Origin of the sequence: Lentzea sp. NPDC051838, from assembly GCF_040681245.1 — a bacterium.
GTDB lineage: Bacteria > Actinomycetota > Actinomycetes > Mycobacteriales > Pseudonocardiaceae > Lentzea.
This window is the reverse complement of record NZ_JBFAYI010000031.1, coordinates 21,636-46,246: the sequence shown is the minus strand read 5'-3', so window position 1 is coordinate 46,246 and position 24,611 is coordinate 21,636. Positions and strand designations below refer to the sequence as shown.

The 24,611-nt window shown below is 66.2% G+C and carries 25 protein-coding genes, 1 tRNA gene and 1 pseudogene; 16 read left to right on the top strand and 11 right to left on the bottom strand.

Annotation, left to right across the window (positions count from 1 at the left end):
• Both nuoN and AB0M24_RS39400 read left to right on the top strand, forming a co-directional pair.
• Positions 1–1,572: an NADH-quinone oxidoreductase subunit NuoN gene (gene nuoN / locus AB0M24_RS39405; protein WP_363778691.1), complete on the top strand. Its 1,572-nt coding sequence runs from the start codon at positions 1–3 to the stop codon at positions 1,570–1,572.
• A gap of 55 nt (positions 1,573–1,627) precedes the next feature.
• A complete protein-coding gene (locus AB0M24_RS39400) occupies positions 1,628–2,593 on the top strand; it encodes a polyprenyl synthetase family protein (RefSeq protein ID WP_363778792.1) in 966 nt (321 codons plus the stop codon).
• Here AB0M24_RS39400 and rarD read toward each other — a convergent pair.
• A complete protein-coding gene (gene rarD, locus AB0M24_RS39395) occupies positions 2,587–3,519 on the bottom strand; it encodes an EamA family transporter RarD (RefSeq protein WP_363778689.1) in 933 nt (310 codons plus the stop codon). The genes AB0M24_RS39400 and rarD overlap by 7 nt on opposite strands.
• A 145-nt stretch (positions 3,520–3,664) precedes the next feature.
• On the opposite strand from rarD, the gene AB0M24_RS39390 reads away from it, so the two are divergent.
• Both AB0M24_RS39390 and AB0M24_RS39385 read left to right on the top strand, forming a co-directional pair.
• The gene (locus AB0M24_RS39390; RefSeq protein WP_363778687.1) at positions 3,665–5,803 is read left to right on the top strand and encodes a hypothetical protein; all 2,139 of its coding nucleotides are present in this window, start codon (positions 3,665–3,667) and stop codon (positions 5,801–5,803) included.
• Positions 5,804–5,878: 75 nt separating this feature from the next.
• The gene (locus AB0M24_RS39385; RefSeq protein ID WP_363778685.1) at positions 5,879–6,802 is read left to right on the top strand and encodes a catalase family peroxidase; all 924 of its coding nucleotides are present in this window, start codon (positions 5,879–5,881) and stop codon (positions 6,800–6,802) included.
• 113 nt (positions 6,803–6,915) lie between these two features.
• On the opposite strand, the gene AB0M24_RS39380 is transcribed toward AB0M24_RS39385, so the two are convergent.
• The 5 genes from AB0M24_RS39380 to AB0M24_RS39360 all read right to left on the bottom strand — a co-directional run bounded on the left by AB0M24_RS39380 (position 6,916) and on the right by AB0M24_RS39360 (position 12,686).
• The gene (locus AB0M24_RS39380) at positions 6,916–7,704 is read right to left on the bottom strand and encodes a hypothetical protein (protein ID WP_363778683.1); all 789 of its coding nucleotides are present in this window, start codon (positions 7,702–7,704) and stop codon (positions 6,916–6,918) included.
• A gap of 699 nt (positions 7,705–8,403) precedes the next feature.
• Positions 8,404–9,453 (bottom strand): 2-oxoacid:ferredoxin oxidoreductase subunit beta, encoded by a 1,050-nt coding sequence (locus tag AB0M24_RS39375; RefSeq protein ID WP_363778681.1) that lies wholly within the window; start codon positions 9,451–9,453, stop codon positions 8,404–8,406.
• Positions 9,450–11,288, bottom strand: a complete 1,839-nt coding sequence (locus tag AB0M24_RS39370) for a 2-oxoacid:acceptor oxidoreductase subunit alpha (RefSeq protein WP_363778679.1) — start codon at positions 11,286–11,288, stop codon at positions 9,450–9,452. Before AB0M24_RS39370 ends, AB0M24_RS39375 begins: the two co-directional genes overlap by 4 nt.
• A gap of 211 nt (positions 11,289–11,499) precedes the next feature.
• Complete coding sequence (locus AB0M24_RS39365; RefSeq protein WP_363778677.1) at positions 11,500–12,240, bottom strand: enoyl-CoA hydratase; 741 nt, start codon at positions 12,238–12,240, stop codon at positions 11,500–11,502.
• A 5-nt stretch (positions 12,241–12,245) separates the two neighbouring features.
• Positions 12,246–12,686 (bottom strand): Lrp/AsnC family transcriptional regulator, encoded by a 441-nt coding sequence (locus AB0M24_RS39360; RefSeq protein WP_035913697.1) that lies wholly within the window; start codon positions 12,684–12,686, stop codon positions 12,246–12,248.
• 147 nt (positions 12,687–12,833) lie between these two features.
• Between AB0M24_RS39360 and ddaH the strand changes: the two genes are divergently transcribed.
• Together ddaH and AB0M24_RS39350 are read left to right on the top strand one after the other, a co-directional pair.
• On the top strand, positions 12,834–13,646 hold the full coding sequence (gene ddaH / locus AB0M24_RS39355) for a dimethylargininase (protein ID WP_363778790.1): 813 nt from the start codon (positions 12,834–12,836) through the stop codon (positions 13,644–13,646).
• A 172-nt stretch (positions 13,647–13,818) separates the two neighbouring features.
• Positions 13,819–14,058, top strand: a complete 240-nt coding sequence (locus AB0M24_RS39350; protein WP_363778674.1) for a hypothetical protein — start codon at positions 13,819–13,821, stop codon at positions 14,056–14,058.
• On the opposite strand, the gene AB0M24_RS39345 is transcribed toward AB0M24_RS39350, so the two are convergent.
• Positions 14,045–14,995, bottom strand: a complete 951-nt coding sequence (locus tag AB0M24_RS39345) for a GNAT family N-acetyltransferase (protein WP_363778672.1) — start codon at positions 14,993–14,995, stop codon at positions 14,045–14,047. The genes AB0M24_RS39350 and AB0M24_RS39345 overlap by 14 nt on opposite strands.
• 83 nt (positions 14,996–15,078) lie before the next feature.
• On the opposite strand from AB0M24_RS39345, the gene AB0M24_RS39340 reads away from it, so the two are divergent.
• Together AB0M24_RS39340 and AB0M24_RS39335 are read left to right on the top strand one after the other, a co-directional pair.
• Complete coding sequence (locus tag AB0M24_RS39340; protein WP_363778670.1) at positions 15,079–15,456, top strand: hypothetical protein; 378 nt, start codon at positions 15,079–15,081, stop codon at positions 15,454–15,456.
• 3 nt (positions 15,457–15,459) lie between these two features.
• Entirely contained in the window at positions 15,460–15,837 is a 378-nt protein-coding gene (locus tag AB0M24_RS39335) for a hypothetical protein (RefSeq protein ID WP_363778668.1), read from the top strand.
• Here AB0M24_RS39335 and AB0M24_RS39330 read toward each other — a convergent pair.
• Positions 15,822–16,082: a hypothetical protein gene (locus AB0M24_RS39330; RefSeq protein ID WP_363778666.1), complete on the bottom strand. Its 261-nt coding sequence runs from the start codon at positions 16,080–16,082 to the stop codon at positions 15,822–15,824. The genes AB0M24_RS39335 and AB0M24_RS39330 overlap by 16 nt on opposite strands.
• A gap of 925 nt (positions 16,083–17,007) precedes the next feature.
• Between AB0M24_RS39330 and AB0M24_RS39325 the strand changes: the two are divergent.
• Together AB0M24_RS39325 and AB0M24_RS39320 are read left to right on the top strand one after the other, a co-directional pair.
• Positions 17,008–17,358 (top strand): annotated as a pseudogene (locus AB0M24_RS39325) (transglycosylase SLT domain-containing protein); the annotation flags it as partial.
• Between the two features lie 148 nt (positions 17,359–17,506).
• The gene (locus AB0M24_RS39320) at positions 17,507–17,656 is read left to right on the top strand and encodes a hypothetical protein (RefSeq protein ID WP_363778664.1); all 150 of its coding nucleotides are present in this window, start codon (positions 17,507–17,509) and stop codon (positions 17,654–17,656) included.
• Between the two features lie 18 nt (positions 17,657–17,674).
• On the opposite strand, the gene AB0M24_RS39315 is transcribed toward AB0M24_RS39320, so the two are convergent.
• Complete coding sequence (locus AB0M24_RS39315; RefSeq protein ID WP_363778788.1) at positions 17,675–18,619, bottom strand: LysR family transcriptional regulator; 945 nt, start codon at positions 18,617–18,619, stop codon at positions 17,675–17,677.
• A gap of 315 nt (positions 18,620–18,934) precedes the next feature.
• On the opposite strand from AB0M24_RS39315, the gene nuoB reads away from it, so the two are divergent.
• From nuoB to htpX, 4 genes are read left to right on the top strand one after another with little or no spacing between them, the layout of a single operon-like run.
• Positions 18,935–19,345 carry an NADH-quinone oxidoreductase subunit NuoB gene (gene nuoB / locus AB0M24_RS39310; protein ID WP_363778662.1) on the top strand — a complete coding sequence of 137 codons (411 nt, stop codon included), beginning with the start codon at positions 18,935–18,937 and terminating at the stop codon, positions 19,343–19,345.
• Complete coding sequence (locus AB0M24_RS39305; RefSeq protein WP_363778660.1) at positions 19,342–19,881, top strand: NADH-quinone oxidoreductase subunit C; 540 nt, start codon at positions 19,342–19,344, stop codon at positions 19,879–19,881. The genes nuoB and AB0M24_RS39305 overlap by 4 nt, the downstream gene beginning before the upstream one ends.
• Positions 19,878–20,330, top strand: coding sequence for a 4Fe-4S binding protein (locus AB0M24_RS39300; protein ID WP_363778658.1), 453 nt, complete (start codon positions 19,878–19,880; stop codon positions 20,328–20,330). The genes AB0M24_RS39305 and AB0M24_RS39300 overlap by 4 nt, the downstream gene beginning before the upstream one ends.
• Before the next feature lie 18 nt (positions 20,331–20,348).
• Positions 20,349–21,212: a zinc metalloprotease HtpX gene (gene htpX / locus AB0M24_RS39295; RefSeq protein WP_363778656.1), complete on the top strand. Its 864-nt coding sequence runs from the start codon at positions 20,349–20,351 to the stop codon at positions 21,210–21,212.
• Here the strand turns inward: htpX and rfbA are convergent.
• Together rfbA and AB0M24_RS39285 are read right to left on the bottom strand one after the other, a co-directional pair.
• Positions 21,209–22,081 carry a glucose-1-phosphate thymidylyltransferase RfbA gene (gene rfbA / locus AB0M24_RS39290; RefSeq protein WP_363778654.1) on the bottom strand — a complete coding sequence of 291 codons (873 nt, stop codon included), beginning with the start codon at positions 22,079–22,081 and terminating at the stop codon, positions 21,209–21,211. The two genes, htpX and rfbA, sit on opposite strands and share 4 nt — an antisense overlap.
• Entirely contained in the window at positions 22,078–22,569 is a 492-nt protein-coding gene (locus AB0M24_RS39285; RefSeq protein ID WP_319971329.1) for a YajQ family cyclic di-GMP-binding protein, read from the bottom strand. The genes rfbA and AB0M24_RS39285 overlap by 4 nt, the downstream gene beginning before the upstream one ends.
• A 116-nt stretch (positions 22,570–22,685) precedes the next feature.
• Here AB0M24_RS39285 and AB0M24_RS39280 point away from each other — a divergent pair.
• Both AB0M24_RS39280 and AB0M24_RS39275 read left to right on the top strand, forming a co-directional pair.
• A tRNA-Tyr gene (locus AB0M24_RS39280) sits at positions 22,686–22,766 on the top strand.
• Positions 22,767–23,515: 749 nt separating this feature from the next.
• Positions 23,516–24,481: a hypothetical protein gene (locus tag AB0M24_RS39275; protein ID WP_363778651.1), complete on the top strand. Its 966-nt coding sequence runs from the start codon at positions 23,516–23,518 to the stop codon at positions 24,479–24,481.
• Positions 24,482–24,611: the final 130 nt, after the last annotated feature.

The window sequence follows — 24,611 nt, the reverse complement described above, 5'->3', positions numbered from 1 at the left end:
GTGAACCTTCTCGTCGCTCAGGCGCAGCAGTTCGAGGCGCCGGAGATCCTCTACGGTGCGATCGCGCCGGTGCTGATCGTGCTCGGCGCGGCCTGCGTCAGCGTGTTGCTGGAAGCGTTGCTGCCCAAGCACCAGCGGTGGGCGGTGCAGCTCGTGCTGTCGCTCGTCACGCTGGTCGCGGCGACCGCGGCGCTGATCTTCTACGCCACGTCGGATCGCCCGGAGCAGGGCGTGGCGACGCTGGCGGGGACGATCGCGGTCGACTCGCCGTCGCTGTTCCTGTGGGCCACGTTGCTGGTGCTGGCGTTCGGGTCGATCCTGCTGATCGCGGACCGCTCGGTGGAGCCGGGTGGCGTGTTCGTGGCCCAGGCCGCGATCCGTCCGGGCACCATCCAGGACCGCGCTCAGGCGACGAAGACCGGCATGCAGACCGAGGTCTTCCCGCTCACGCTGTTCGCGCTCGGCGGCATGATGACGTTCGTCGCGTCGAACGACCTGCTGACGATGTTCATCGCGCTGGAAGTCCTGTCGCTGCCGCTGTACCTGCTGTGCGGCCTGGCTCGCCGCCGTCGCCTGCTCTCGCAGGAAGCGGCCGTGAAGTACTTCCTGCTCGGTGCGTTCGCCTCCGCGTTCTTCCTGTACGGCATCGCCCTGCTGTACGGCTACGCGGGCTCGGTGAAGCTCTCGGCGATCGCCTCCGCGGCCGCCGGCACGGACCGCTCGGACACGCTGCTGTTCGCGGGCTTCGGCCTGCTGGTGGTGGGTCTGCTGTTCAAGGCCGCGGTCGGCCCGTTCCACGCCTGGACCCCGGACGTGTACCAGGGCGCGCCGACGCCGGTGACGGCGTTCATGGCAGCGTGCACCAAGGTCGCCGCGTTCGGCGGCATCCTGCGCGTGCTCACGGTGGCGTTCGAGAACACGCAGTGGGAGTGGCGCGGTGTGCTCTACGGCGTCGCGGTCGTGTCGATGGTGATCGGCGCGATCCTGGGTCTCACGCAGACCGACGTGAAGCGCATGATCGCGTACTCGTCGGTGGCGCACGCGGGCTTCCTGCTGATCGGTTCGATCGCGCTGGTGCCTGGTGGCGCCGGCGTGAGCGCGACCATGTTCTACCTGCTGGCGTACGGCTTCACCACGATCGCCGCGTTCGGCATCGTGTCGCTGGTCCGCAACTCGGACGGCGAGGCGACGCACCTGTCGCAGTGGGCCGGTCTCGCGAAGCGGTCGCCGATCGTGGCGGGCGTCTTCACGTTCCTGCTGCTGGCGCTGGCCGGCATCCCGCTGACGTCCGGCTTCATCGGCAAGTTCGTCGTGTTCAGCGCGGCGATCGAGGCCGGTCTGACGCCGCTCGTGGTGATCGCCCTGGTGGCCTCGGCCGTCGCGGCGTTCTTCTACCTGCGGGTGATCGTGCTGATGTACTTCAGCGACCCGGCGCCGGACGGCCCGACCGTCAGCGTGCCCGGCGCGTTCACCACGATCGCGATCACGTTGGGTGCCGTCGTGACCCTGGTGCTGGGGTTGTGGCCCACGTTCGTGCTCGATTGGGCGGGTACCGGCACCTTCCTCAGCTAGGTGTACGTAGTCTGCTGGTGTGACCAGTAGCGAGCATGAGGGACCGGGGTTCGCGTTGGTGGACCCCGTGCTCAACCAGCTAGTCCAGGACGGCCTGGCCGAGGTGGAGCGCAACCTGCACGACGTCGTGCAGAGCGAGTTCGCCCCGGTGACGGAAACCTCGCTTCACCTTGTGGAGGCGGGCGGAAAGCGGATCCGCCCGCTCTTCACACTGCTCGCCTCCCAGTTCGGTGAGGACTGGGACCGCGAGAAGGTCATCAAGGCCGCCACTGTGGTCGAGCTCACACACCTCGCCACGCTGTACCACGACGACGTCATGGACGAGGCGACCATGCGGCGCGGCGCGGCCTCCGCGAACGCCAAGTGGGACAACAGCATCGCGATCCTGACGGGTGACTTCCTGTTCGCCCACGCGTCGCGGCTGACCGCGGATCTGGGGACCGACGCGGCGCGGATCATCGCGGAGACCTTCTCGGTCCTGGTGACCGGCCAGATGCGCGAGACCGTCGGCCCGAAGCCCGGCGAGGACCCGATCTCCCACTACCTCAAGGTGATCGAGGAGAAGACGGGCGTGCTGATCGCCACCGCGGCGCGGTTCGGCGGCATGTTCTCCGACGCCACCGAGGAGCAGACGGACGCCCTGCGCCGGTACGCCGACGTGATCGGCGCGGCGTTCCAGATCTCCGACGACGTCATCGACATCGCCTCGCCGTCGATCGAGTCCGGCAAGACGCCGGGCACGGACCTGCGCGAGGGCGTGAAGACGCTGCCGATGCTCTACGCGCTCGCGGACCCGTCCGAGACGCGGCTGGCCGAGCTGCTCGCAGGCCCGATCTCCGACGACGAGCTGGTGGACGAGGCGCTGACGTTGCTGCGCAAGTCCGTGGGCATCGAGCGTTCGCGCGAGACGCTCGACGAGTACGTCGACAGGGCTCGCACGGAGCTCGGGAAGCTGCCGCCGTGCGGTGCCCGTGACGCCCTCGAAGAGCTCGCCGTCTACGTGGTGGCGCGGTCTCACTGAGCCAGTTGGACCGGCGCGAGCACCTGCTTGCGCCGGTACCGCAGCGCGTCGGTGACGAAGATCGCCAGCGCCAGCCAGACGAGCCCGAACCCGATCCACCTGCTGGGTGGCATGGGTTCGTGCACGACGAACACGCCCCAGAGGAACTGCAGGACCGGTGCGAGGTACTGCAGCATGCCCATGGTGGTCAGCGGAATCCGTTGTGCCCCAGCGCCGAACAGCAACAGCGGCACCACCGTGATGATGCCCGTGCTGAGGATCAGCAGCGTGTGGCCGGTGCCTGCCGTCGTGAACGTGTTCGCGCTGCCGAGTGTGAGCAGGTACACGAGCGCGATCGGGGCGATCACCATGTTCTCCGCGGTGAGGCTGGAGATCGCGTCGAGCGGGACTTTCTTCTTCAGCAGCCCGTAAAAGCCGAACGACACGGCCAGGATCAGCGAGATCACCGGCAGCCGTCCGTAGTCGACGGTGAGCACGATCACAGCCGCGACGACGACGCCGATCGCGATCACCTGACCGAGACGCAATCGTTCCTTGAGGAAGATCATGCCCAGTGCCACGCTCACCAACGGGTTGATGAAGTAGCCCAGCGCCGCCTCGACGACGTGCTTGGTGTTGACGGCGTAGATGTAGGTGCCCCAGTTCACCGTGATCAACACCGCCGCGGCGGTAACGATGAGCCAGCCTTTTCCTGATAAATCAAGGAAAGGACGCCACCGCCTGAGGATCACGACGGCGATGGCGAGCGTCACGAACGACCAGACGATCCGGTGTGCGAGCACCTCGACCGGCTGGGCGGGTACGAGGAGTGGCCAGTACGCCGGGAACAGGCCCCAAAGGACGTAGGCGAGTACGCCGTAGGTGACGCCTCGCCCCTGGGTGTGAACTTCTGGCGAAGAGAGCGAAGAAGTCGTCAGAGGCGGCACAAAATGCCACTCTACGCTGGCGTTTCCTCCGGATATTTGCGCCGAACGGCGTAGTGACGGAGCATCATCAAAGGCACTGTAGTTTGGCCGTGCTCACCCTTCCGAGTGAGTAGGGACCGAGTGTGGTCGTAGAAGGGGCTTACCCGTGAATGTCTTCGGGCAGGTCTGGCTGTGGAGTCTGCTGGCGTTCGCCGCGGGAGTCGGGCTCACGTGGCTGGTGTGGGTCCGACCCGCACGCAAGCAGGTAGCCGACCTCGAAGATCAACTTCTGGACGCACGCCGGTCCGCCCCGCCCATCGCGACGGTGACCCGCGACGACGACTTCGAGGTCGACGAGTGGGACGACACCCCGCCGCGGTCGTTGAGCGACGAGGTGCTGCACCCGCCGACGCCCGCGCCGTTCCCCGTTCCGGCGCCCACGCCCGCACCCGCGCCGTACTCGGAGCCTCCTGCCTACTTCGGTGAGCCGGTCGCACCCGTCGTGGCCGAAGAGCCCGAGCCGGAACCCGAGCCCGTCGTCGAAGAGCCCGTCGTGCAGGAGCCGGTCACGCCGGTCCGCCAGTACATGGAGGCGGACGAGGCGCAGCGCCGGTTCGAGGAGCAGCTCGCCGAGCAGCGCGCGCTCGCCGAGGCCGACGACGACCGCCCGCGTTCCCTCTTCGAGCGCCTGACTCCGGAGGACGTGCCGGAGGAGACCCCGGCCGAGATGACGACGGTGCTGTCGCAGTCCGGCCTGGAGGCCGCCGACTTCGACGACGAGCCCGAGCTCCCGGCCGAGCAGACGGGCGTCCTGCCCGCCATCGTGGAGCCGGTCGCCGAGGTGGCGCCGCCCGTCGTCGAGCCGACCGCGCCCGCCGAGGTCGACGAGCACGGCGACTTCATCTACCAGCCGCGCGAGGTCTGGGCGGAACAGGAGCAGGAAGCCTTCCTCGACGAGGCCGCCGAGCAGGAGGACGAGCCCACCCGCTCCGAGCAGACCACGTTCATCGCGGTCGAGCAGAGCTCCTGGCCCGCCAACGACCTCACCGGCGAGTACCCCGGCCTGCGCGACGAGATCTCAGGCCAGCTGGACGGTTTCGTCGAACCGGAGTCGCCCGCCGAGCAGACCATGGTCGAGCCGCTCGACCTGGACGCCCCGCACGTCCGCAACGGCGTCTTCGAGAGCACGCTCGCCGAGGAGCAGGGCTTCACCGAGCCCGAACCCGCCTCCGAGCCCGCGCACGCCCGTCGTGAGCCGCTCGAGCCCGAGGTCTTCGACCAGGACGACTACGCCGAGCAGGCCGAGTACGTCGAGACTCACGAAGAGCACGCCGAGTACGCCGAGCCCGAGGTCCACGCCGAAACCGCCGGTTACGCCCAGCCTGTCGAGTACGCCGAGCCCGAGCCCGCCGACCACCCGGCGCCCTCTGGCCGTCCCGACTTCGACGGCTACGCCGAGCCCGCCCGCCCCGAGTACTCCCAGCCCGTCGGGTACGTCGAGCCCTTCAGCACCCCCGGCGCCCCCGCACCGGCTCCCTTCTCCGCGTTCGGCGCCCCGCCCGAGACGGAGCTGGAGACCACGGGCCGCCAGCCCCGTGCCGTAGCCGGCGCGTTCCACCACGCCGTGGAGACGCCCGAAGCACCCAAGCCCGAGCCGGTCGCCGACCGCCCGCGCTCCCTCTTCGAGCCGCTCCTGGACGCCGACGAGCCGTTGCCCGCACTGGGCCAGACCCGCCAGCTCCCGGACACGACCAACGACCAGCCGTTCGTGCCGAAGTTCGTGCCGAGCGACGAGCCGTTGCTGGCCGCACCGCCGGAGCCCGAGCCGGAGATCTTCGAGCCGGTCCAGGCCGACCTGCCTGCGCGGGTGACCGAGGCCGGCCTGCCGATCCGCGAGGCCCGCCGCACCACCCAGCAGCGCCAGCAGAGCTTCAGCGCGTTCGCCGCCTTCGAACAGCCGAAGGAAGCCCCACCCGCCCCCGCCCCGGCCGCAGCCCTCCCGTCCCGCCCGCGTCCTGTCGGATTTTCGCCGTCCACGGGCGGCCGTCCCAACGGCGCAGCGGCTCCGGGATCGTCGAGGTTCCAGCAGCCTGAGGGCTTCAACCCGCGCTCCCCGTTCGGTCCCGGCTCGGTGCTGCCCAAGTCGGACGGCCACGCACCGGCCGCGGACTTCGCGGTGAAGGCCACGCTGACCGGCCGCCGCTATTACACGGAAGGTTCGGCCAATTTCGGCGAAACACGCGCCGATGTCTGGTTCCGCACCGAAGCCGACGCCGAAAAAGCGGGGTTCCGACCGGCACCATGACCGGGAAGACCGGGAATCGTGCCCAAATGGAACGCTGTTCTGGCGGGGTCTGACCAGCGGCGATAGCGTCGGCTCATGTCTTCCGAGCTGGCGAAATCGCAGATCTCATCGACCATTGTGGATTCGATCGAGAATCTGAAGGGCACCCACCACGGCTTCCGTCGCGCCCACGCCCGAGGCTTCGTGTACGAAGCCGTCTTCACGCCGAGCGGGGCCGCGGCACCGTTCACGACGGCCCCGCACCTGCAGGGCGAACCGGTGCGCGCCACCGTCCGGTTCTCGCACACCGACGCCAACCCGCACGCGGCGGACGCCGACCGCGCGGTGCGAGGCTTCGCGACCAAGTTCCACCTCGCCGACGGCACCAACACCGACCTGGTGATGGTGAGCGTGGAGCGCTTCGTAGCCGCCACCCCCGAGGAGTTCGTGGAGTTCATCAAGGCGGCCAAAGCGGACACCGACGCCCAAGACCCGTCCGTCCCGCACATCAAGTCGTTCGTAGGAGCCCATCCCTCCGTGGGCCCCGCGCTGGTAGCGGCCAAGACCATCGCCATCCCGGTCTCGTACGCCACGACGCAGTACTGGGCGATCCACGCCTTCCTGTGGCGGGACGCCTCAGGTGTCGTGCGTCCGATCCGCTACTCGTGGATCCCGGAAGCGGGCATCGTCAACGCCGACGACTCCGCCTCGTGGACCCCGCACCACCTGACCGAGGAACTGCGCGACCGCCTGCCCATCGCCTTCACACTCCAGGTGACGTTCGGCGAGCCAGGCGACCCGACCCACGACTCGACCGTCGCCTGGCCGGCCGACCGCAAGACGATCGACGCCGGCCGCATCGAGATCACCAAGGAGTCGCCGGACCAGGACCACTGGCAGTCCCAGGTGTTCGACCCGACCTCGCTGGTGGACGGCATCGAGCCGTCGGACGACCCGGTCCTGGCCGCGCGCAGCACGATCTACGCGGTCTCCTACGACCGCCGCTCGCACCAGCGCTGACGCCAAAGGCTGCAGACACGGTCATGTGAAGGAGCCCCCCGGGCGATGTTCTCGCCGCCGGGGGCCTCTTCTCGTTCCACATATGTTCCAGAGGCAGCCGCAGACGGTCGCAGTCAGTGACCTGTCGATGAACCTGACACATCCTTCGCGAAGGCGGAATCCTTACCCGCAATCAGCGGTGGGCCGCTGACTGAAACTGTGCCATTACGCGCGAGGGTTCCGTCCTCGTCCTCGGTATTCGATGATGTCGAACGTGTCCGACTGAGTCGAAACCACGACCCCCGAACACCGAGAAAGTCGCTGAACAGGCGGAGAAAATCTGGAGTCAGGTAAGAAACGGTAACAACAAGGGCGGATAGAAATAGTGCCGCGAAGAAGCTTGAGGTAAAGTCGTTTCCGCGGTCTTTCAACGAGACGACAAGGCTCATGCCTGTGTTTGCGGATATGGCAAATGCGGCAACCTGGAGCAAGCTCTGCTTCCGAACTGCCGCAACCGCAGCGAAGAGTGCGATAACCAAAGCGGCGCAGACACCGTAACCGTGAGCGTTGCTGAGGTTCTCGTTCAGGCGGTAGTAGTAGCCATCACGGTCGACGGTGAACCATCCAGGTCCCGTTGAAGGGGATGGGCTTGCTACAAAATCGGAGACAGACGGCAAGCGGATCATGACATCTTGAAAGATCGGCATGATCCACAGCCCGCCGATCACGGCCCCAAGAATCAGGGAGGCTAGGCAGAATCGAACCAGCGGCATCGTAACGCTTGAGTTCGCGCCAACGGTCATGTTCTCAACGACTACGAGCACAAGCAGGGCAATCAGCGAACCGATCAGCACGATCGGAGCGGATATGGTCAGCAGATCTGAGATCTTGTTGATCGCTATGCCGCCAACCAGGATTGCCATCACCTTGAGCCCGGTTGCCTGCTGTGGGCTCAATCACCTTTTCTCCTGCACCAGGGTCGTCACCTATTTCTAGAGCAAATTAGTCGAGACGCTTCGGTGGCCTGTAGACATGTCCACGCCGCGAGCGACATTCCTCATGGCGTGAACTAGGGGCGTGTCTCCCTTGTTCTCTGGGGCGCTCGACGCGAAGCAGGGACTGTGCAGCACCCTACTTCCTGTCGACGCCTGCCGGCCGTAAGTACTTCGCTGATCTTCTGATGCCGGCGTTGCGTGTCCGCCAGATGTGCCGTGTCCGACCTATGTGTTTCCGAATGGCCGGCAGCCCTGGCCCGACGCCGCTCAGCGCAACGCCGATGCTGTACGTCGTGGCTGCGCCAGCGAGCAAAGAGGTCGCCTACTGCTATGGGGTGTGATGCTGATCTTTGATCAGTGAAACGACTGGCAGAACCTCGTTGGAACCGCCACGAGATATTCCTGGTCATCGTTCCAGGGCTGATTGTCGAGCGATGCTATTGAGAGCCGTTTGTGGTCGACCGGTCGTTCGGTGCTGATCTTGCCGGTTGCGGTGCTTGGGTTTGCGCATCGCACAACCCGTACGGAACCACCGGTGTTCGTCCGGCACGCGTTGCAGCTCAAGGAGTCTCAAACGGCGAAAGGCCCGCCAGCAACGTGCTGGCGGGCCTTTCACGCAAGCGTTCTCTAGCCGACCACGGTCCAGGTGTCCTTGCCGTGCAACAGCTTGCCCAGGTCCGCGGCCTTCGAGGACTTGGCCTCGTTGACCTGCGCCCGCGCGCTGTCGTCGTACGTCGGCCTGTCCGCGCGCCGGAACACACCGGTGACGGTGTGCGAGAGGTCCTGCGTCGACAGCCGCGAGAGCGCGAAGGACAGGTTCAGGTCCGACGCGTCGTGGATGACGATGTCCGAGGCGTCCACGTCCGCGGACTTCGCGACCGCGAGTCCGAAGCCCTCGCGGATCACGCAGTACTCGCCCTCACGACCGAAGCGGATCGGCTCGCCGTCGACGACGTTGATGATGCGGCGAGAAGCCTCGTCCGCGTCCTTCAGCACGTCGAACGCGCCGTCGTTGAAGATCGGGCAGTTCTGGAAGATCTCGACGAGCGCCGAACCGCGGTGCTCGGCCGCTTGGCGCAGCACCGAGGTCAGACCGGCCCTGTCCGAGTCGATCGCGCGACCGACGAACGAGGCCTCCGCGCCCAGTGCCAGCGACACCGGGTTGAACGGGTGGTCCAGCGAGCCGACAGGGGTCGACTTGGTGACCTTGCCTTCCTCGGAGGTCGGCGAGTACTGGCCCTTGGTGAGGCCGTAGATCCGGTTGTTGAACAGCAGGATCTTGAGGTTCACGTTGCGCCGCAACGTGTGGATCAGGTGGTTGCCGCCGATGGACAGCGCGTCGCCGTCACCGGTCACCACCCACACGCTCAGGTCCGGCCGCGACACGGCGAGACCCGTGGCGATGGCCGGCGCACGGCCGTGGATCGAGTGCATGCCGTAGGTGTTCATGTAGTACGGGAAGCGGGACGAGCACCCGATGCCCGAGATGAACACGATGTTCTCGCGCTTGAGACCCAGTGACGGCAGGAACGACTGCACGGCGTTGAGCACCACGTAGTCACCACAACCCGGGCACCAGCGAACTTCCTGGTCCGACTTGTAGTCCTTGGCCGTCTGCTTCTCGTCGGTGGTGGGAACCCCGGTCAGGCCGGGGATTCCGAGGTCGATCGCAGTCACGCCGACACCCCCTTGATCACGTCAGCGAGCACGTCCTGCAGCTCTTCCGCCTTGAACGGCAGGCCCTGCACCTTGGTGTACGACACGGCGTCCACCAGATACTTCGCCCTCAACAGCAACGCCAGCTGGCCCAGGTTCATTTCCGGCACGATCACCTTGTCGTACGACTTGAGCACTTCACCCAGGTTCTTGGGGAACGGGTTGAGGTGCCGCAGGTGCGCGTGCGCGACCGGCAGGCCGAGCTTGCGGACGCGGCGGGCGGCCGCGCCGATCGGGCCGTAGGACGAGCCCCAGCCCACGACCAGCACGCGAGCCTCGCCGCTCGGGTCGTCGACCTCGACGTCGGGGACCTCGATGCCGTCGATCTTCGCCTGGCGCAGGCGGACCATCCGGTCGTGGTTCTCCGGGTCGTACGAGATGTTGCCGGTGATGTCCTGCTTCTCCAGACCGCCGATGCGGTGCTGCAGACCAGGAGTACCGGGCACGGCCCACGGGCGGGCCAGCGTCTCGGGGTCGCGCGAGTACGGCTGGAAGTTCTCCGGGTCCGTCGCGAACTCGACCGTGAGATCGGGCAGCGAGTCGACGTCCGGGATCAGCCACGGCTCGGAACCGTTCGCGACCGCGCCGTCGGAGAGGAACAGCACGGGCGTCCGGTACTTCAGGGCGATCCGGCACGCGTCCATCACGGCGTCGAAGCAGTCCGACGGGGACTGCGGCGCGACGATCGGCACCGGCGACTCGCCGTTGCGGCCGTACATCGCCTGCAGCAGGTCGGCCTGCTCGGTCTTGGTCGGCAGACCGGTGGACGGGCCACCGCGCTGCACGTCGATCACCAGCAGCGGCAGTTCGGTCATCACGGCTAGGCCGATGGTCTCGGACTTCAGCGCGATACCCGGACCCGACGTCGACGTCACGCCGAGCGCACCGCCGTAGGACGCGCCGAGGGCGATGCCGATGCCCGCGATCTCGTCCTCTGCCTGCACCGTGGTGATGTCGAAGTTCTTGTGCTTGCTGAGCTCGTGCAGGATGTCCGACGCCGGCGTGATCGGGTACGTGCCGAGCACGACGGGCAGCTTCGAGCGCTGCGCCGCCGCGACGATGCCGTACGCGGTCGCCGTGTTGCCGGTGATCTGGCGGTAGGTGCCGACGTTGAGCTTCGCGGGCGCCACTTCGTACGTGACGGCGAAGGCCTCGGTCGTCTCGCCGTAGTTCCAGCCGGCGCGGAACGCGAGGACGTTGGCCTCGGCGATGTCCGGCTTCTTCGCGAACTTTTCGCGCAGGAACCGTTCCGTGCCCTCGGTCGGCCGGTGGTACATCCAGGAGAGAAGGCCCAGCGCGAACATGTTCTTCGCGCGCTCGGCGTCCTTCTTGCCGAGTCCGGTCTCCTCCAGCGCGCCGATGGTCAGCGTGGCCATGGCGATCTTGTGGACCTGGAACTTCTCCAGCGACTCGTCCTCGAGCGGGTTCGCGTCGTAGCCGACCTTCGTCAGGTTCCGCTTCGTGAACTCGTCGGTGTTGACGATGAGGATGCCGCCGTCCGGCAGGTCGACGACGTTCGCCTTGAGCGCGGCCGGGTTCATCGCCACGAGCACGTCGGGGCGGTCACCGGGCGTCAGGATGTCGTAGTCGGCGAAGTGGAGCTGGAACGACGAAACGCCGGGGAGGGTGCCCTGGGGTGCGCGGATCTCGGCGGGGAAGTTGGGCTGCGTGGCGAGGTCGTTGCCGAACGCCGCCGCTTCCGACGTGAACCGGTCTCCGGTGAGCTGCATGCCATCACCGGAGTCGCCGGCGAACCGGATCACGACGCGATCCAGCTTGCGGGTCTCAGTGCTCATTCCTACGCCGATACCTCTCTCCAAGGGTGGCTGTGCCCCACATCGAGGGTAGTCGCCAGGACCGCGTGCCAGGCGGGCCGCGTACCACTAGGCGAGACAAACTGTCCCATCTGCCGTACCGGGTCCTTAACTAGACGGTAAGCACAGCACTACCAGCGGATACCCGAATGCGGCACACGTCACCCTCAATACCTGTTACTCAAGGTAACACTTAACGTCCGCTGATCCGAGCCTTCATCTCGGCAAGCCTCGCAGCGAACTCTGGAGTGTCGATCGAAGCGACCTGTGGCCGGAGCTCGGTCTCGACCGCCTCCGCGTGGTCGTGCATTGCATCGGTCGCGCGCATGGTCGCCTTGATGGTCCGCACGAGTGCTCCTGGCGCCTCCGCAGCCGCCTTGGCCAGCTCTTTTGCTACTGCGAGTGGGTCTTCGGCCTTGGCGTAGGCGAGCCCTTTCTCGACCGCTTGGTCGGCGTCCAAGATCTGCCCGAAGAGCGTCATGGCCGTCGCCGTCTGCACGTTGGTGATCTTCTGCAACATCCACGTCATGCCGCCGCCGGGGTGGATTCCGAGCTGTAGGAACCGCGCGTCGAACCGTGCTTTCGGCCCGGCGACCCTGACGTCTGCCGCCAGCGCGAGGTTCAGCCCGGCGCCCACCGCGGCCCCGTTGACGGCCGCGATGGTGGGGATCGTGGCGTTGGCCACGGCGAGGAACCCCCGGTAGATGTTCCTGAGGCCCTCGTCCTTGGAGTTGCCGAGCTGCGTGAGGTCCGCACCGGCGCAGAACGCGGGCGGAGCGCCCGTGATGATCAGCGCGTTGGCGTTCTGCTCCGCCTCCTTGACCTTGTCGTGCAGCTGCTGCGACAGGTCGATCGTCAGTGCGTTGCGCCGGTCCGGATCGTTGATCGTGATCACGGCGACGGAATCGTTGTGCTCCAGCAGAACCTCAGCCATGCGCACTAGGGTGCCAGCGGCCTGTCCAGCAGCCGGGACAGCACCACCGTCGACACCGTCCGGTCGATGATCTCCACCGCCCTCAGTCGTTCCAGTGCCGTCTCCAGATGGTGGATGTCGGCGGCACGGAGATGCACGATCGCGTCCGCGGCCCCAGACACCGTGTAAGCCGCGCTGACCTCGGCCATCGGCTCCAGCCGGTGCTGGATGTCGTGCGGCGCGACGTTGCCCTTGCAGTGCACCTCGACGAACGCCTCGGTGCCCCACCCGAGCGCCTCCGGGTCCACCACCGCCGTGAACCCGCGCAGAACCCCGGTGTCCAGCAGTTTGTCCACCCGCCGCTTCACCGCCGGGGCGCTCAGCCCCACCTCTTTGCCGATCTCCGCGTAGCTGGATCGGGCGTTGGCCATCAGGCACGAAATGATTCGCTGGTCGATGCTGTCCACACGCAACATTCTGCCCTAGTTAACGCAATGTCGCGGCGTTGATCGATGGTCCTCGCGGGATTTACATTTCGATCCATGACCGTATCCATCTCCGGGCCCGGCGAGCCGATCACGCTCGACATCGCCACGCCCCTCGCGCCGACGCGCATGCCGACCACCCGTCGGTACCTCATGTGCCCGCCGACGTACTTCACGGTGGAGTACGCCATCAACCCGTGGATGGATCCCACTCAGCCCACCAGCACCTCGCTGGCGGTGGAGCAGTGGACCGCGTTGAAGGAGACCTACGAGCGCCTGGGCCACGACGTCCAGGTCATCGAACCTGTCGTGGGCTTGCCCGACATGGTCTTCTCGGCCAACAGCGGCACGGTCATCGACGGCCGAGTCCTGGGCTCCCGCTTCCGCGCCGAGCAGCGTTCGGCCGAAGCCGACCACTTCCGCCGCTGGTTCCTGGGCGCCGGCTACAAGTCCGTCGTGATGCCCACCGCGGTGAACGAGGCCGAGGGCGACTTCACCTGGACCGGTCAGTTGCTGTTGGCGGGCACGGGCTTCCGCACCGACCCCGGCGCGCACTCCGAGGCCCAGGAGGTCCTGGGCGTCCCGGTCGTGTCGCTGCAGCTGGTCGACCCGCGCTTCTACCACCTGGACGTCGCGCTCTTCATGCTCGACGACCAGTCCTCCTCGCCTCTGGTGGCCTACTACCCGGAGGCGTTCTCGCCGGGCTCGCAGCAGGTGTTGAGGCGCCTGTTCCCGGACGCCGTGATCGCCAACGACGACGACGCGGTCTGCTTGGGCCTCAACGCAGTGTCCGACGGCAAGCACGTCGTCATGCCGGTCGAAGCGGTGAACCTGGCCGAGCAGGTCGCTCGTCGCGGCTTCGAGCCGGTGTTCGTCGACATCTCAGAACTGCGCAAGTCGGGCGGCGGCCCGAAGTGCTGCACGATGGAACTGCGCGGATAGACCTCGCCCACGCAGTCTGCTTCGAAGGCCCCCGTCAACGACGCCGGGGGCCTTCGTCGTTTTATCCACGTTCCTGCGCGACTACACCCCGCAGGAGGTTCTGGACGAGTTGCGGTCCACCTGGGCCTCACCGAGGAGCGCCCCCAGAAGCCACCTGCCCGGCGGTGACCACGTGGCGTTGCGCCGCCAGTACCGCGGCCACAACCTGCAGGGCGAGCACTTCACCTGGGGGCTGCACGCGCGGCTGTACTGGTTGGACGACGAGTGGGCCGAGATCTACGGGCAGGTCGTCATGCTGCTGGCCCCTCACGTCGAGGAGAACGGCTACGCGGGGCACTTCCGCGAGCAGTTAGACCACCGCCTCACGACGTTGCTCATCGTGGACGGCGAGCCGCAGCTCAGTGAGAAGTAGGCAGCGCCCACCGCACGTACCTCATCTTCGGCTCGAACCCGGCCTTCTCGAAGAACCGAGGTGCTTCGGCCGCGCTCTCCACGCTCAGGCTGGCCCGGTCGTAGCCCTGCACAGCCACGGCAGCGAGCGCGTAACCGATCAGCGCACTCGCGAACCCCTGCTGCCGGTACGAGGGCCGCGTCCCGATGACCATGAAGTGCGCGTCCCGAATCCCCGTGTACGACGTGTCGGCTTCCCAATGCATCGTCACGAGCACGCTGACTGGCGCGCCGCCACCATCCCGGAGCAAAAAGCTGGCCGCGGGCCGGAACGTCTGGTTGGTGATCTTGTTCTGCCAGAGGTCCGCGGGCATCGGCGCGGTGCCCCAGTAGTCCGCGTACGCCTCGTTCCGCACGAAGCGGAAGTCCTCGTCGTTCTCCGCGGTCCACGCCTCGATCCGCAGGTCCTCGGCAACCCGCGGCAACGAGTCGAGCGGGTGCTCCATCCGCTGGTAGTAGCGGACGGGCGCGAAGCCGAGCGACGACGCCAGTTCGGACAGCCCAGCGATCTTCTCGGCCTTCAGCATCTCGACCACGAGCTGCAGACCGGGGTGATGCAGCGCGTGCACCACCTGCGCCGCCGCGATTCCGGCCTCCAGCAGTCGACTGCCGATCCCGCGGCGCCGATAAGAGGGATGCACTCCGCCGTCCACGATGACCCGGTGCACCACTGAGGCCGACGGCTTGTGGCGCACCTTCATGTAGCCCACCATCACGTCGCCGTCGAAGGCGCAGAGGCTCGCGCGCTCAAGGTCCGCGGACGGGTCGACGAGCTCGGTCAGGGTGTCCTCGGCCGTGTAGTTCTCACCGATCTGGTCCACGACCTCGATGGCGTTGAGGAGGTCGGCCGACGCCTGGGCGTCGTCACGGGTCAGCGGCCGCCAGGTGAGCTCACGCATGCGGCCGACCGTATCCACGGGCCGGTGGACTGTCGCCCGGATTTCACGGGCTCACCGCCACAAGAACGCATAGCCTCGGGTGAATGCCAACCATTCTCGCGATCGGCTTCGACCCGCACACCATCCCCGGCTTCGACCCGGCTCCGGTGGCGGCGGGCATCGAGCAGGCCAGCAAGCTCTTCGTCGAGCTCGGCATCGACGAAGACCTGTTCCTTGTCGACTTCGCCGAGCTGGGTGGGACGGCCGAGGCCAAGCTGGTCCAGAAGCTCGAAAGCAGGCAGTACGACGCGGTGCTGGTCGGCGGTGGCATCCGCAAGGGGCCTGGCCTGTTGGAGCTCTTCCAAACGGTGGTCAACCTCGTGCACTGGCACCAGCCGACGGCCGCGATTGCCTTCAACGACAGTCCCAGCGACAGTCCCGACTGGGTGCTGAAGGCGCTCGAGCAGCAGCGGAAGCGTTAGAAGGTGTCCAACGTTCTCCTCATCGGGTTCGCCGCCGAGACCATCCCCGGCTTCGAGCCGGGCGCCGTCCAGGCACAGCTCGACGAAGGCAGCAGGAACTTCGCGCGCCAGGGCCTCACCGAGGACCAGTGCCTGATCAGCTTCGACCCGCCGTACGACACCGCCAAGATCGCCGAGCACCTGCAGCAGCGCGACTACGACTGTGTTGTCGTCGGGGGTGGGATCCGCAAGCCCGCCGAGCTGTTGGAGCTCTTCCAAGCCGTGGTCAACCTTGTGCACTGGCACCAGCCGCACGCTGCCATCTCGTTCAACTCCGGTCCGACCGACAGCGCGGACTGGGTGCTGAAGGCCCTCGAGCAGCAGCGTCAGAACGGCAGGTAGGACCAGAGCCACGTCACGAGCAGGCCGACGGCGAACACGATCGCGAGTGCGATCCAGGCGAACAGCACTTCGAGCGTGCCGCCGCCGACCTCTCGGCCCCACCACTTCAACGAACGCCACATGCGCGCGGGGATCGAGAAGAACCACGAGGCCAGCCGTTTCTGCCACCACGGGCGCTCGGCCTCGAGGCGTGCCTGAAGAACGGCCTCCCGCGCGGCCCGGCGCCGCGCCTCTTGATCACCCACGACTTCGAGTGAACCACGGACAGCGCTGCTCCGTACCCCTCATCAGACTGCAGAAAACGCTGTCCAGCGATCAAGAACGCGCAGGTCAGTGCCACACACCCCAGCAAGACTACGAAGCGTGACGGCATCACTCGATCGCGTGGTCGTGGACGTAACCCATAACGAGAGCCGGGCTCACGCCGAACTAACAGACAGCTCCGCCAGTTCGTCAGGAGGCAACGATGAACTTAAGCAGGATGCACACAGCGAGCTGACTGTCTGTCAGCAACGGCTAGCCCAACTCATCGGAAACGTGACGAGAGTCACCCAACGGGCGCTCAAGCTTGCCTGCGCTCGTGACGCGAGGTTACGTTCTCGCCCGCCGATAACGGTTTGGTCACCGGCAGGACACAGGAACCGCAGTACGCGCAACCAGTGAGTCCGGCCCGGAATCCCCCGCCGAGCAAGTCCGGTGGCCAAGCTCCCCGACGCAGGAGGCTTCCCCTTGGCCCGGCACAGCAAGGCCGCCGGCCGAACCGTGTACACGGTCGTGCCCAACGCAGAACTGAAGATCGGTGCGCACCGCGCCGAGGACGACAAGGTTCCGCTCGCCCACCGCGTGAGCGCCATCGTCGTCGCAGCGGGTGTCGCCGCCGGCACCGCAGCCATCGCCAACGCCGCGACCAGCGGTTCCTCCAGCGAGCTTGCGGCTGGTGCCGAGTTCGGCGCAGTCCCGGACCAGCAGGCGAAGACCATTCAGACGGTGCACGACGTCAACCCCGGCACCCAGGTCGGCCGCCTGCTGCAGTTCCAGCAGATGTACGCGCAGCAGACGTTCGAGCAGGCCACGAAGGTCGCCGCGGACGCTCATGCCCAGCGCGAGGCCGCCGCGAAGGCCGAGGCCGAGCGTCAGATCGAGATGCGCAAGCCCGCGAAGCAGCGCGAGGTCGAGGGCTGGATCAAGGAAGCCATCAAGATCCTGCAGGCCAACGGCACGAACATCGACAACAGCAGCATCGACGAGATCTACACGATCATCATGAAGGAGTCGAACGGCAACCCCAACGCCGTCAACAACTGGGACTCCAACGCGATGCGCGGCACGCCGTCGAAGGGCCTGATGCAGTGCATCGACCCGACGTTCAACGCGTACAAGCTGGCCGGCTACGACAACATCCTCGCGCCGGTCGACAACATCATCGCCGGGGTGCGCTACACCTACGCGCGCTACGGCGGCTTCCACAACCACCCCGGTCTGGTCAGCATCGGCCTGGGTGGCGGGTACCGGGGGTACTAAAGACGCCAATCACGCCGTGTCGGGGTGCGTGAAACCCATCGGCGGGCGATGCTGTCAAACAGGTTCACCCACAAGTATGGCGGCCCTAGCGGGCGCACGCCCGGTAGTGCTCCCATCGAAGCGATTTCCCGAACGCAGGGAGTGGCCGATGAACGAGCAACAGGCACGCGACGACGAGCTGGCGAAGATCCGCTCGGAGGCGACGAGTTGGCTGGCCAAGATGGCCAAAGCCCAGCAACGCCCCAAAGTCGAACAGCGGAGGCCTGAGCACGACGGCATGACACCCGCGAAGAAGTAGGAACTGGGAGCGCCTCGGCTACGGCCGGGGCGCTTCTGCTTTGAAGGCCGACCACAGCAGGTTCAGCGGGTGATCCGCCGGATGCTTCGACAGCTCGTCCGTTCGGGCGAAGACGCCCACAAGCCGCTCCAGCGAGTCATCTGAGAGCTCGACGACGCGCAGGCCCCCTCCCTCCCTCAGCTCGTTGTTCGACGCCACCACGCCCAAGCCAGACGTCACGATCATGGCTCCCTGGACGAGGTTCGAGCGCAGCAGCGAGATGCCGTACTGGATCTCGTCGATCTCGGCCGCGATGTCGAGCCCCTGCTGGTAGTCCGGCCCGAACCAGCCGCGCAGGAACTCCGCGATCAGCCCCGCCCCCGGCACCACCAGCGGGATCGACCGCAGCTGAGGTACCCGCACGCGGTCGCCGACCACCGTCTGGGGCAGGTTCGTCAGCAACGCGAGCCCGCCGCGCCGCCACTCGACCACGTCGAACTCCGGTCGCTCCCACCCCGCGCCGGCCCGCGTCACGACGCTGCCGCACACGACGTCGACCTCCTGCGTCTCCAGCTTCGTCCAGATGTCCTTGGTGCGGATGTGCACGACCTTGAGGTCCACGTCGCGCTCGCGGAACTCGTCGGAGACGTGGTGCCACGCCTTCGCGAGCGTGTCGAGCATGTATCGCGTGGTGCCGACGGTGACGGTCGTGCCGAGCTTGCGGCGGCACTCGTGAATTCCGTCGAGCCACTCCGCGAGCGTCTCCCGCGCCAATTCGACGAGCGACTCACCAGTGGGCGTGAACAGCACGTCTTTTCCGCGCCCCTGCTTCACCACCAGCTGCTCGCCGCACAGTTCCTGGAAGTTCCTGTTCAACGTGTCCAGCTGCTTCTGCACGCTCGACTGCTCGCGCCCCAGCACCCGTGCCGCCCGTAGCGCCGATCGGGTCTCATGCACCGTCAACAGTGTCCTGAGCTGGTCCATCGTGGTATCCAGTAGAGCGCCGGGCATGTTCAGCAGGCGGTGCAGGGAGGTGCTCGTGGGGAGCACCAACTGGGACGAGCCGGACATCGGAACCCTCTCTGGTGTTCTACCGATCAGTTGAACTGAACTTGTCCACATTTCGCAGGGAAATTATCTGCAGATCCTGTCTTCAAATCCCTGGACACCTATAGCGCGGTGTACAAAGCTATCTGCGGCGACCACGCGTGGGAGCCGATTCCGGGGGGGGAATCATGAGGGGGGTGGGGGTCCGCCAGGCGCAAGCTGGTGGGCCCCCAAGTATTACCCTCGCTGGTTGTGACCGTTTCTGCTCGCCTGGACTGGGGTGTCACCTACCAGGTCACCGTCCTCGAACTCGGGCTCGCCTGCTGCGGAGTCGAAGTGATGGCAGCGCTCGACCGCCTTCCCGACCTGGGTGTCACGTTGGCCCAAGGCGCGGGCGAGGCACACGTTCTCGTCGTCTCCGGCACCGTCACGGACGCCATGTTGCCCGCTGTGATCCGCAGTTTCGAGGCCATGCCCGAACCGCGCTACGTGATCTCCGTGGGAGCCTGCAGCAACACCGGCGGTCCGTACTGGGACTCCTACAGCGTCACCAAGGGCATCGACCAGGCTCTGCCGGTCCACGTCGCCGTTCCCGGCTGCCCGCCGCGGCCGGAAGCGCTGCTCGAAGGCCTCAAGGCACTCCACGGGCTGGTGAACGCGTGACGACCCCGAAGACCGCCTTCGGCCAGACGATCCACCACGTCGAGCTGGCGAACTGGCTCGACACCGCGACCGGGCACCACGCCAGCGGTTACGTGATGTTCGATTGGCTCGGCGTCGAGGACGCGGGACGACCGGGCGCGGCAGGACAGCGCCACGCGGTGTTCCTACACGTCATCAACCCGCAGACACGCGAAGGCGTGATGCTGCGGACGGAGGTCTCGGACGCCGACGCACTGCCCAGCGTCGCCCACCTCTGGAAGGGCGCGCGGTGGCACGAACGCGAGGCCGCGGAGATGTTCGGCATCACCGTCGACAGCAAGCCTGAGCACCTGCTGCTGCCCGACAGCTTCGAGGGCCACCCGCTGCGCAAGGACTTCGTGCTGGCCTCGCGGGTTGTACGCCCGTGGCCAGGCGCGCTCGAACCTGGTGAGGACAACACGAGCGCCCCGAGCCGCCGCCGCACCGCACCGCCCGGAGTGCCGGACCCGTCGTGGGGTCCGCGCAGAGAAAATCGCAGCGAGGAGGAGACCCCGTGACCGAGCTTCCTCCGCGCACGAGGGGCGTCATCGCGCTGTTGGACGCCAACTGCACGGTCTGCATGATCTGCGCGCGCGAGTGCCCCGACTGGTGCATCCACATCACGAGCCACACCGAGGTCGAACAGCAACCCGGCAGCGCCCGCCCGCGCAGCCGCAACGTGCTCGACCGGTTCGCGATCGACTACGGCCAGTGCCTCTACTGCGGCATCTGCGTCGAGGTCTGCCCGTTCGACGCCCTGCACTGGGCCCCGGAGTTCGGCTACCCGGGAACGGGCTCGATCGAGGGCGACGGCGCCGTGGCCGAGCTGGTCCACGAACGGGACGTGCTGGCCACGTGGGTGGAGAAGGTGCCGCCGCCACCACCGCTCGACCCTGCCGCCGAGGCCGCCCCGGAAACCTCCACCGGAACCGGACGCAGGCCTGGTTCGTTGAGAGGTAGGACGTAAAACCCGGAGGCGAAAACCGTGCACAAGCACTTCAACGGGTTGAAGACGGCCGTGCTGCTCGGCGGGATGAGCGCGCTGATCATCGTGATCAGCGGGCTGTTCGGCCGGACGGCACTGGTCATCGGCCTGGTGTTGGCCTTGGGCGTGAACGCCTACGCGTACTTCAACTCCGACAAGCTCGCCCTGCGTGCGATGCGCGCCCAGCAGGTGTCGCAGGTGGAACAGCCGCTGCTCTACGCGATCGTGCGTGAGCTGTCGCAGAAGGCGCGCCAGCCCATGCCGAGGCTCTACCTGAGCCCGACCGTCGCACCGAACGCGTTCGCGACGGGCCGCAACCCCCGCAACGCCGCGGTGTGCTGCACCACGGGCATCCTGGACCTGCTGGACGAACGCGAGCTGCGCGCCGTGCTCGGCCACGAGCTCGCCCACGTCTACAACCGCGACATCCTGATCAGCTGCGTGGCCGGTGCGCTCGCGGGCGTGATCACGATGCTCGCGAACCTGGCGCTGTTCGCCGGGATCTTCGGCGGCGATGACGACGACGGTCCCGGACCGCTGGGGCTGTTGCTGATCGCGCTGCTAGGCCCGATCGCGGCCACCGTCGTGCGCCTGGCCGTGAGCCGCTCGCGCGAGTTCCAGGCCGACGCGTCCGGCTCGGAGCTCACCGGCGACCCGCTGGCGCTGGCCAGCGCGTTGCGCAAGATCGAGCTGGGGACGCGGGCGGCGCCTCTCGCACCGGAGCCGGAGGTGGTGTCGCAGAGCCACCTGATGATCGCGAACCCGTTCCGCTCAGGGGAGCAGTTCGCGAAGTGGTTCTCGACCCACCCGCCGATCGCCGACCGCATCCGCCGGCTGGAGGAGATGGCGCGCAGGGCCGGTTAACGGCCGGCGCGCGCCACCGCCATCAGATATTCGCCATAGCCGGACTTGCCGAGCTTCTCGCCGAGCGCGTAGCACTCCTCGGCGGAGATGAAGCCCATGCGCAGCGCGATCTCCTCGGGACACGCGATGCGCACGCCGGTCCGGTGCTCCAGCACCTGCACGAACTGCCCGGCTTCGAGCAACGAGTCGTGCGTGCCGGTGTCGAGCCACGCGAACCCGCGGCTCAGGTCCACCAGCTGCGCCCGGCCCTCGCGCAGGTAGTGCAGGTTGACGTCGGTGATCTCCAGCTCGCCGCGCGGTGACGGCTTGAGCTTCGACGCGACGTCCACCACACCGTTGTCGTAGAAGTAGAGCCCGGTGATCGCCCGGTTCGACTTGGGCTGCGCGGGCTTCTCCTCGATCGACAACAGCTTCCCGGAGGCGTCGACCTCGCCCACGCCGTACCGCTCGGGGTCCTTCACCTGGTACCCGAACAGCACGCAGCCGTCCAAAGTGGACGCGTGGAACTGCAGGGTCGACGAGAAACCCTGGCCGTAGAAGATGTTGTCGCCCAGCACCAGCGCCACGTCGTCGTCCCCGACGAAGTCCGCGCCGATGATGAACGCCTCGGCGAGCCCGTTCGGCGCGGCCTGCTCGGCGTACGAGAAGCTCATGCCCCACTGTGATCCGTCCCCCAGCAGCCGGCGGAACAGCGGTAAGTCCGTCGGCGTGGAGATGATCAGCACCTCGCGAATGCCGGCCAGCATCAGGACCGACAGCGGGTAGTAGATCATCGGCTTGTCGAACACCGGCAGCAGCTGCTTGGAGACGGCCTGCGTGATCGGGTGCAGGCGCGTCCCGCTGCCACCGGCGAGGACGATGCCCTTCACCGGTAGTTGGTGAACTGCAGGGCGATGCCGAAGTCGGAACCCTTCAGCAGGGCGATCACGTCCTGCAGGTGGTCCTTCTTCTTGCCGGACACCCGCAGCTGGTCGCCCTGGATCTGCGCCTGGACGCCCTTGGGCGCCTCGTCACGGATCTTCTTGGCGATCTCCTTGGCCTTCTCCGAGGTGATGCCCTGCACGAGATTTCCCGTGACCTTGAACACCTTCCCGGACACCGCGGGCTCGCCGATCTCGAACGCCTTCATCGAGATGTTGCGTTTGACCAGCTTCTCCTGGAAGACATCGATCGCCGCCTTGCAGCGCTCCTCGGTCTCGGAGGAGAAGGCGATCGCCTCCTCGCCGGCCCAGGCCACTGTGGTGTTGGTCCCGCGGAAGTCGAAGCGCGTGCTCAGCTCCTTGGCCGCCTGGTTGAGCGCGTTGTCGACCTCCTGCCGGTCCACCTTGCTCACCACGTCGAACGACGGGTCCGCCACGACTTCACTCCTCGAACTCGGGGTCACAGCCTGCGTCGATGCTACTGGGGTACCCCGATTTGGGGTCTCCCGAAGGGGTTATGTATTGTTCCGCCTGCACCGTTACGGCGGTGTGGGGCGGGTTGCCCGAGCGGCCAATGGGAGCGGACTGTAAATCCGTCGCGAAAGCTACAGAGGTTCGAATCCTCTACCCGCCACAGCAGTACTGAAGGCCCTGTGACCAGGAAGTTCTGGTCACAGGGCCTTCGTCGTTCTGTCCGGCTGCGTACGGCTCGATCCGGCCCGTTGCTGGTGTCTGTGCCGAATGCGTGCCGAAGTTCGGCACACCCCTAGCTGGATGGTCCGTGGGAGGGGCAGGCACGGGCATCCGGCTCGACATGCGCTTGGATGTAGCGCTTGGGCCTCATGCGGTGATGAGCAGGTGTGAACACACCTACCCCGATATCCGGCGCATCAGAGTCTGAAACGGCCCCCTACCTGGGGGTGCGCCGACACTGCCACCACCGTCTACCTGGAAGCTGATCGCCGCGGTCGCCCGGCCTTATCCTGGTAGACCAAGGCGGCGGCTGCCTTCTGGTGGTCGGGACTGCCGGGTTTAACAGGGAACTCGTGACGGCATGGCTCGACGCTCAGTGGCCGGACCCAGCATTGGCATCGGTGGTGGAGCTCTGACCTCTTTTGATTTAGTGCTAACCAGTGTGGCTGGAAAGGCTAGGTAAACGTGAACGCCAGTAGTAAGCCAGATAGATCCGATCTGCCGCGACTGTTGGCGTTGCGTGCGTTACGACTGCACGGAGGTCGTGGCCTGAGTGAAGCGGAGCGTCCCGATTACTCTGTTGGATCTGGCAGGGCCAGCACATGGCTGCTTATCTACGTGATGGTCTGCATAGTCTTTCTTGCAGTTCGTGAGCTGAAGTGGGGTGTGCCTTCGGCTGTAGGTGCCGTCGTGTTTGTCCTTATCTGTGGCGTGTTTGCTGTCGCCTTCAACAGTTGCACGGCGACCATTCTGTATCTTTCCTACGTGGTTACATGGTTTGCGGGATGGGTTTGGCTGCTTGTCCGGGGGGACGAGAACGCGCTGTTTGCAGTCTATTTTGTCCCGTTGCTTGTGATCTTCGCCGCTAAGTGGGGAATTGCGGCGCTGACACTCGCGGCGACCATTCCTCTGTTCGTTCCTGTTGCCTTTATTGTGGTCCTGGCTCCGCTTCTTACTGAAGACCCGTGGCGGTTGGCGTCAGAAATGGGCGGTGGGCGGATTGCGTTGCTTTCGGTCATCGCCGTGATTCCTCTCGTTGTGCTTGCCGTGCGCCGGGTAGCAAAGAGCTCGACGCGCGATGCCTTGGCTCATGGATTCAGTACTGTAGGCAAAGATGAAAATCCTCACGTCACGGCGGCCGAAATCGCATATAAAGTCAGGGCGTCGGATGAGAAGCCCAAGAAGCAGGAGCTAGAGGCTAGGTACCTCAACGCATTTCGGGTCCCCCTTGATGATGAATGCGTGGACGCCATCGCGGCGACGGTTAAGAAGCGCCTTAAGTGGCGATCATTGCGTCGTGTTTTTGTCCTTGTGTTTGGTATTGCTATCGTCGCTTTTGTGATGATCTACGCTCTCGCAGTCGCCGCGATGCCGTCGCACTTGGCGCGCGATTGGTCCAAGCATGCTGATATCGCCACGCTCGGATTTCAGATTTTCGGTAATCAAATAGACCTTCCTGTTGGCCCCTATTTGTCTGTTGCATTGCTCTTTACCACGCTGGCAACTGTGGGCTTTCTGGCGTTCGCGTCTACTGACGACAAGTACGCCGATGCCATCATTCGTTCAGTTGTGCTGATCCCAGCAGAGCGGCTTGCGTACATGGCGTCAGTCCACCACCACCTCGTGGGACATTCGGGGTGCAAGTCGTCCGGATGACGGCACTCGATGGAGGCTGATTGGCTTATCGGGTTCTTGCAGGGCTTCGACGTTGCTGTCTGCTCGTCAAAGGCCCGTGGCAGGGCGGTCACGCAGCCCTGAACGCCACCGCAGAGCCGCTCAATCCCTC

Bases quoted from the DNA above. Each gene is read 5' to 3' on its own strand.
- AB0M24_RS39385 (WP_363778685.1), top strand. From the start codon at position 5,879: ATGTCTTCCGAGCTGGCGAAATCGCAGATCTCATCGACCATTGTGGAT.
- AB0M24_RS39380 (WP_363778683.1), bottom strand. From the start codon at position 7,704: ATGGCAATCCTGGTTGGCGGCATAGCGATCAACAAGATCTCAGATCTG.
- AB0M24_RS39370 (WP_363778679.1), bottom strand. From the start codon at position 11,288: ATGAGCACTGAGACCCGCAAGCTGGATCGCGTCGTGATCCGGTTCGCC.
- AB0M24_RS39365 (WP_363778677.1), bottom strand. From the start codon at position 12,240: ATGGCTGAGGTTCTGCTGGAGCACAACGATTCCGTCGCCGTGATCACG.
- ddaH (WP_363778790.1), top strand. From the start codon at position 12,834: ATGCCGACCACCCGTCGGTACCTCATGTGCCCGCCGACGTACTTCACG.
- AB0M24_RS39345 (WP_363778672.1), bottom strand. From the start codon at position 14,995: ATGCGTGAGCTCACCTGGCGGCCGCTGACCCGTGACGACGCCCAGGCG.
- AB0M24_RS39340 (WP_363778670.1), top strand. From the start codon at position 15,079: ATGCCAACCATTCTCGCGATCGGCTTCGACCCGCACACCATCCCCGGC.
- AB0M24_RS39320 (WP_363778664.1), top strand. From the start codon at position 17,507: ATGAACGAGCAACAGGCACGCGACGACGAGCTGGCGAAGATCCGCTCG.
- AB0M24_RS39315 (WP_363778788.1), bottom strand. From the start codon at position 18,619: ATGGACCAGCTCAGGACACTGTTGACGGTGCATGAGACCCGATCGGCG.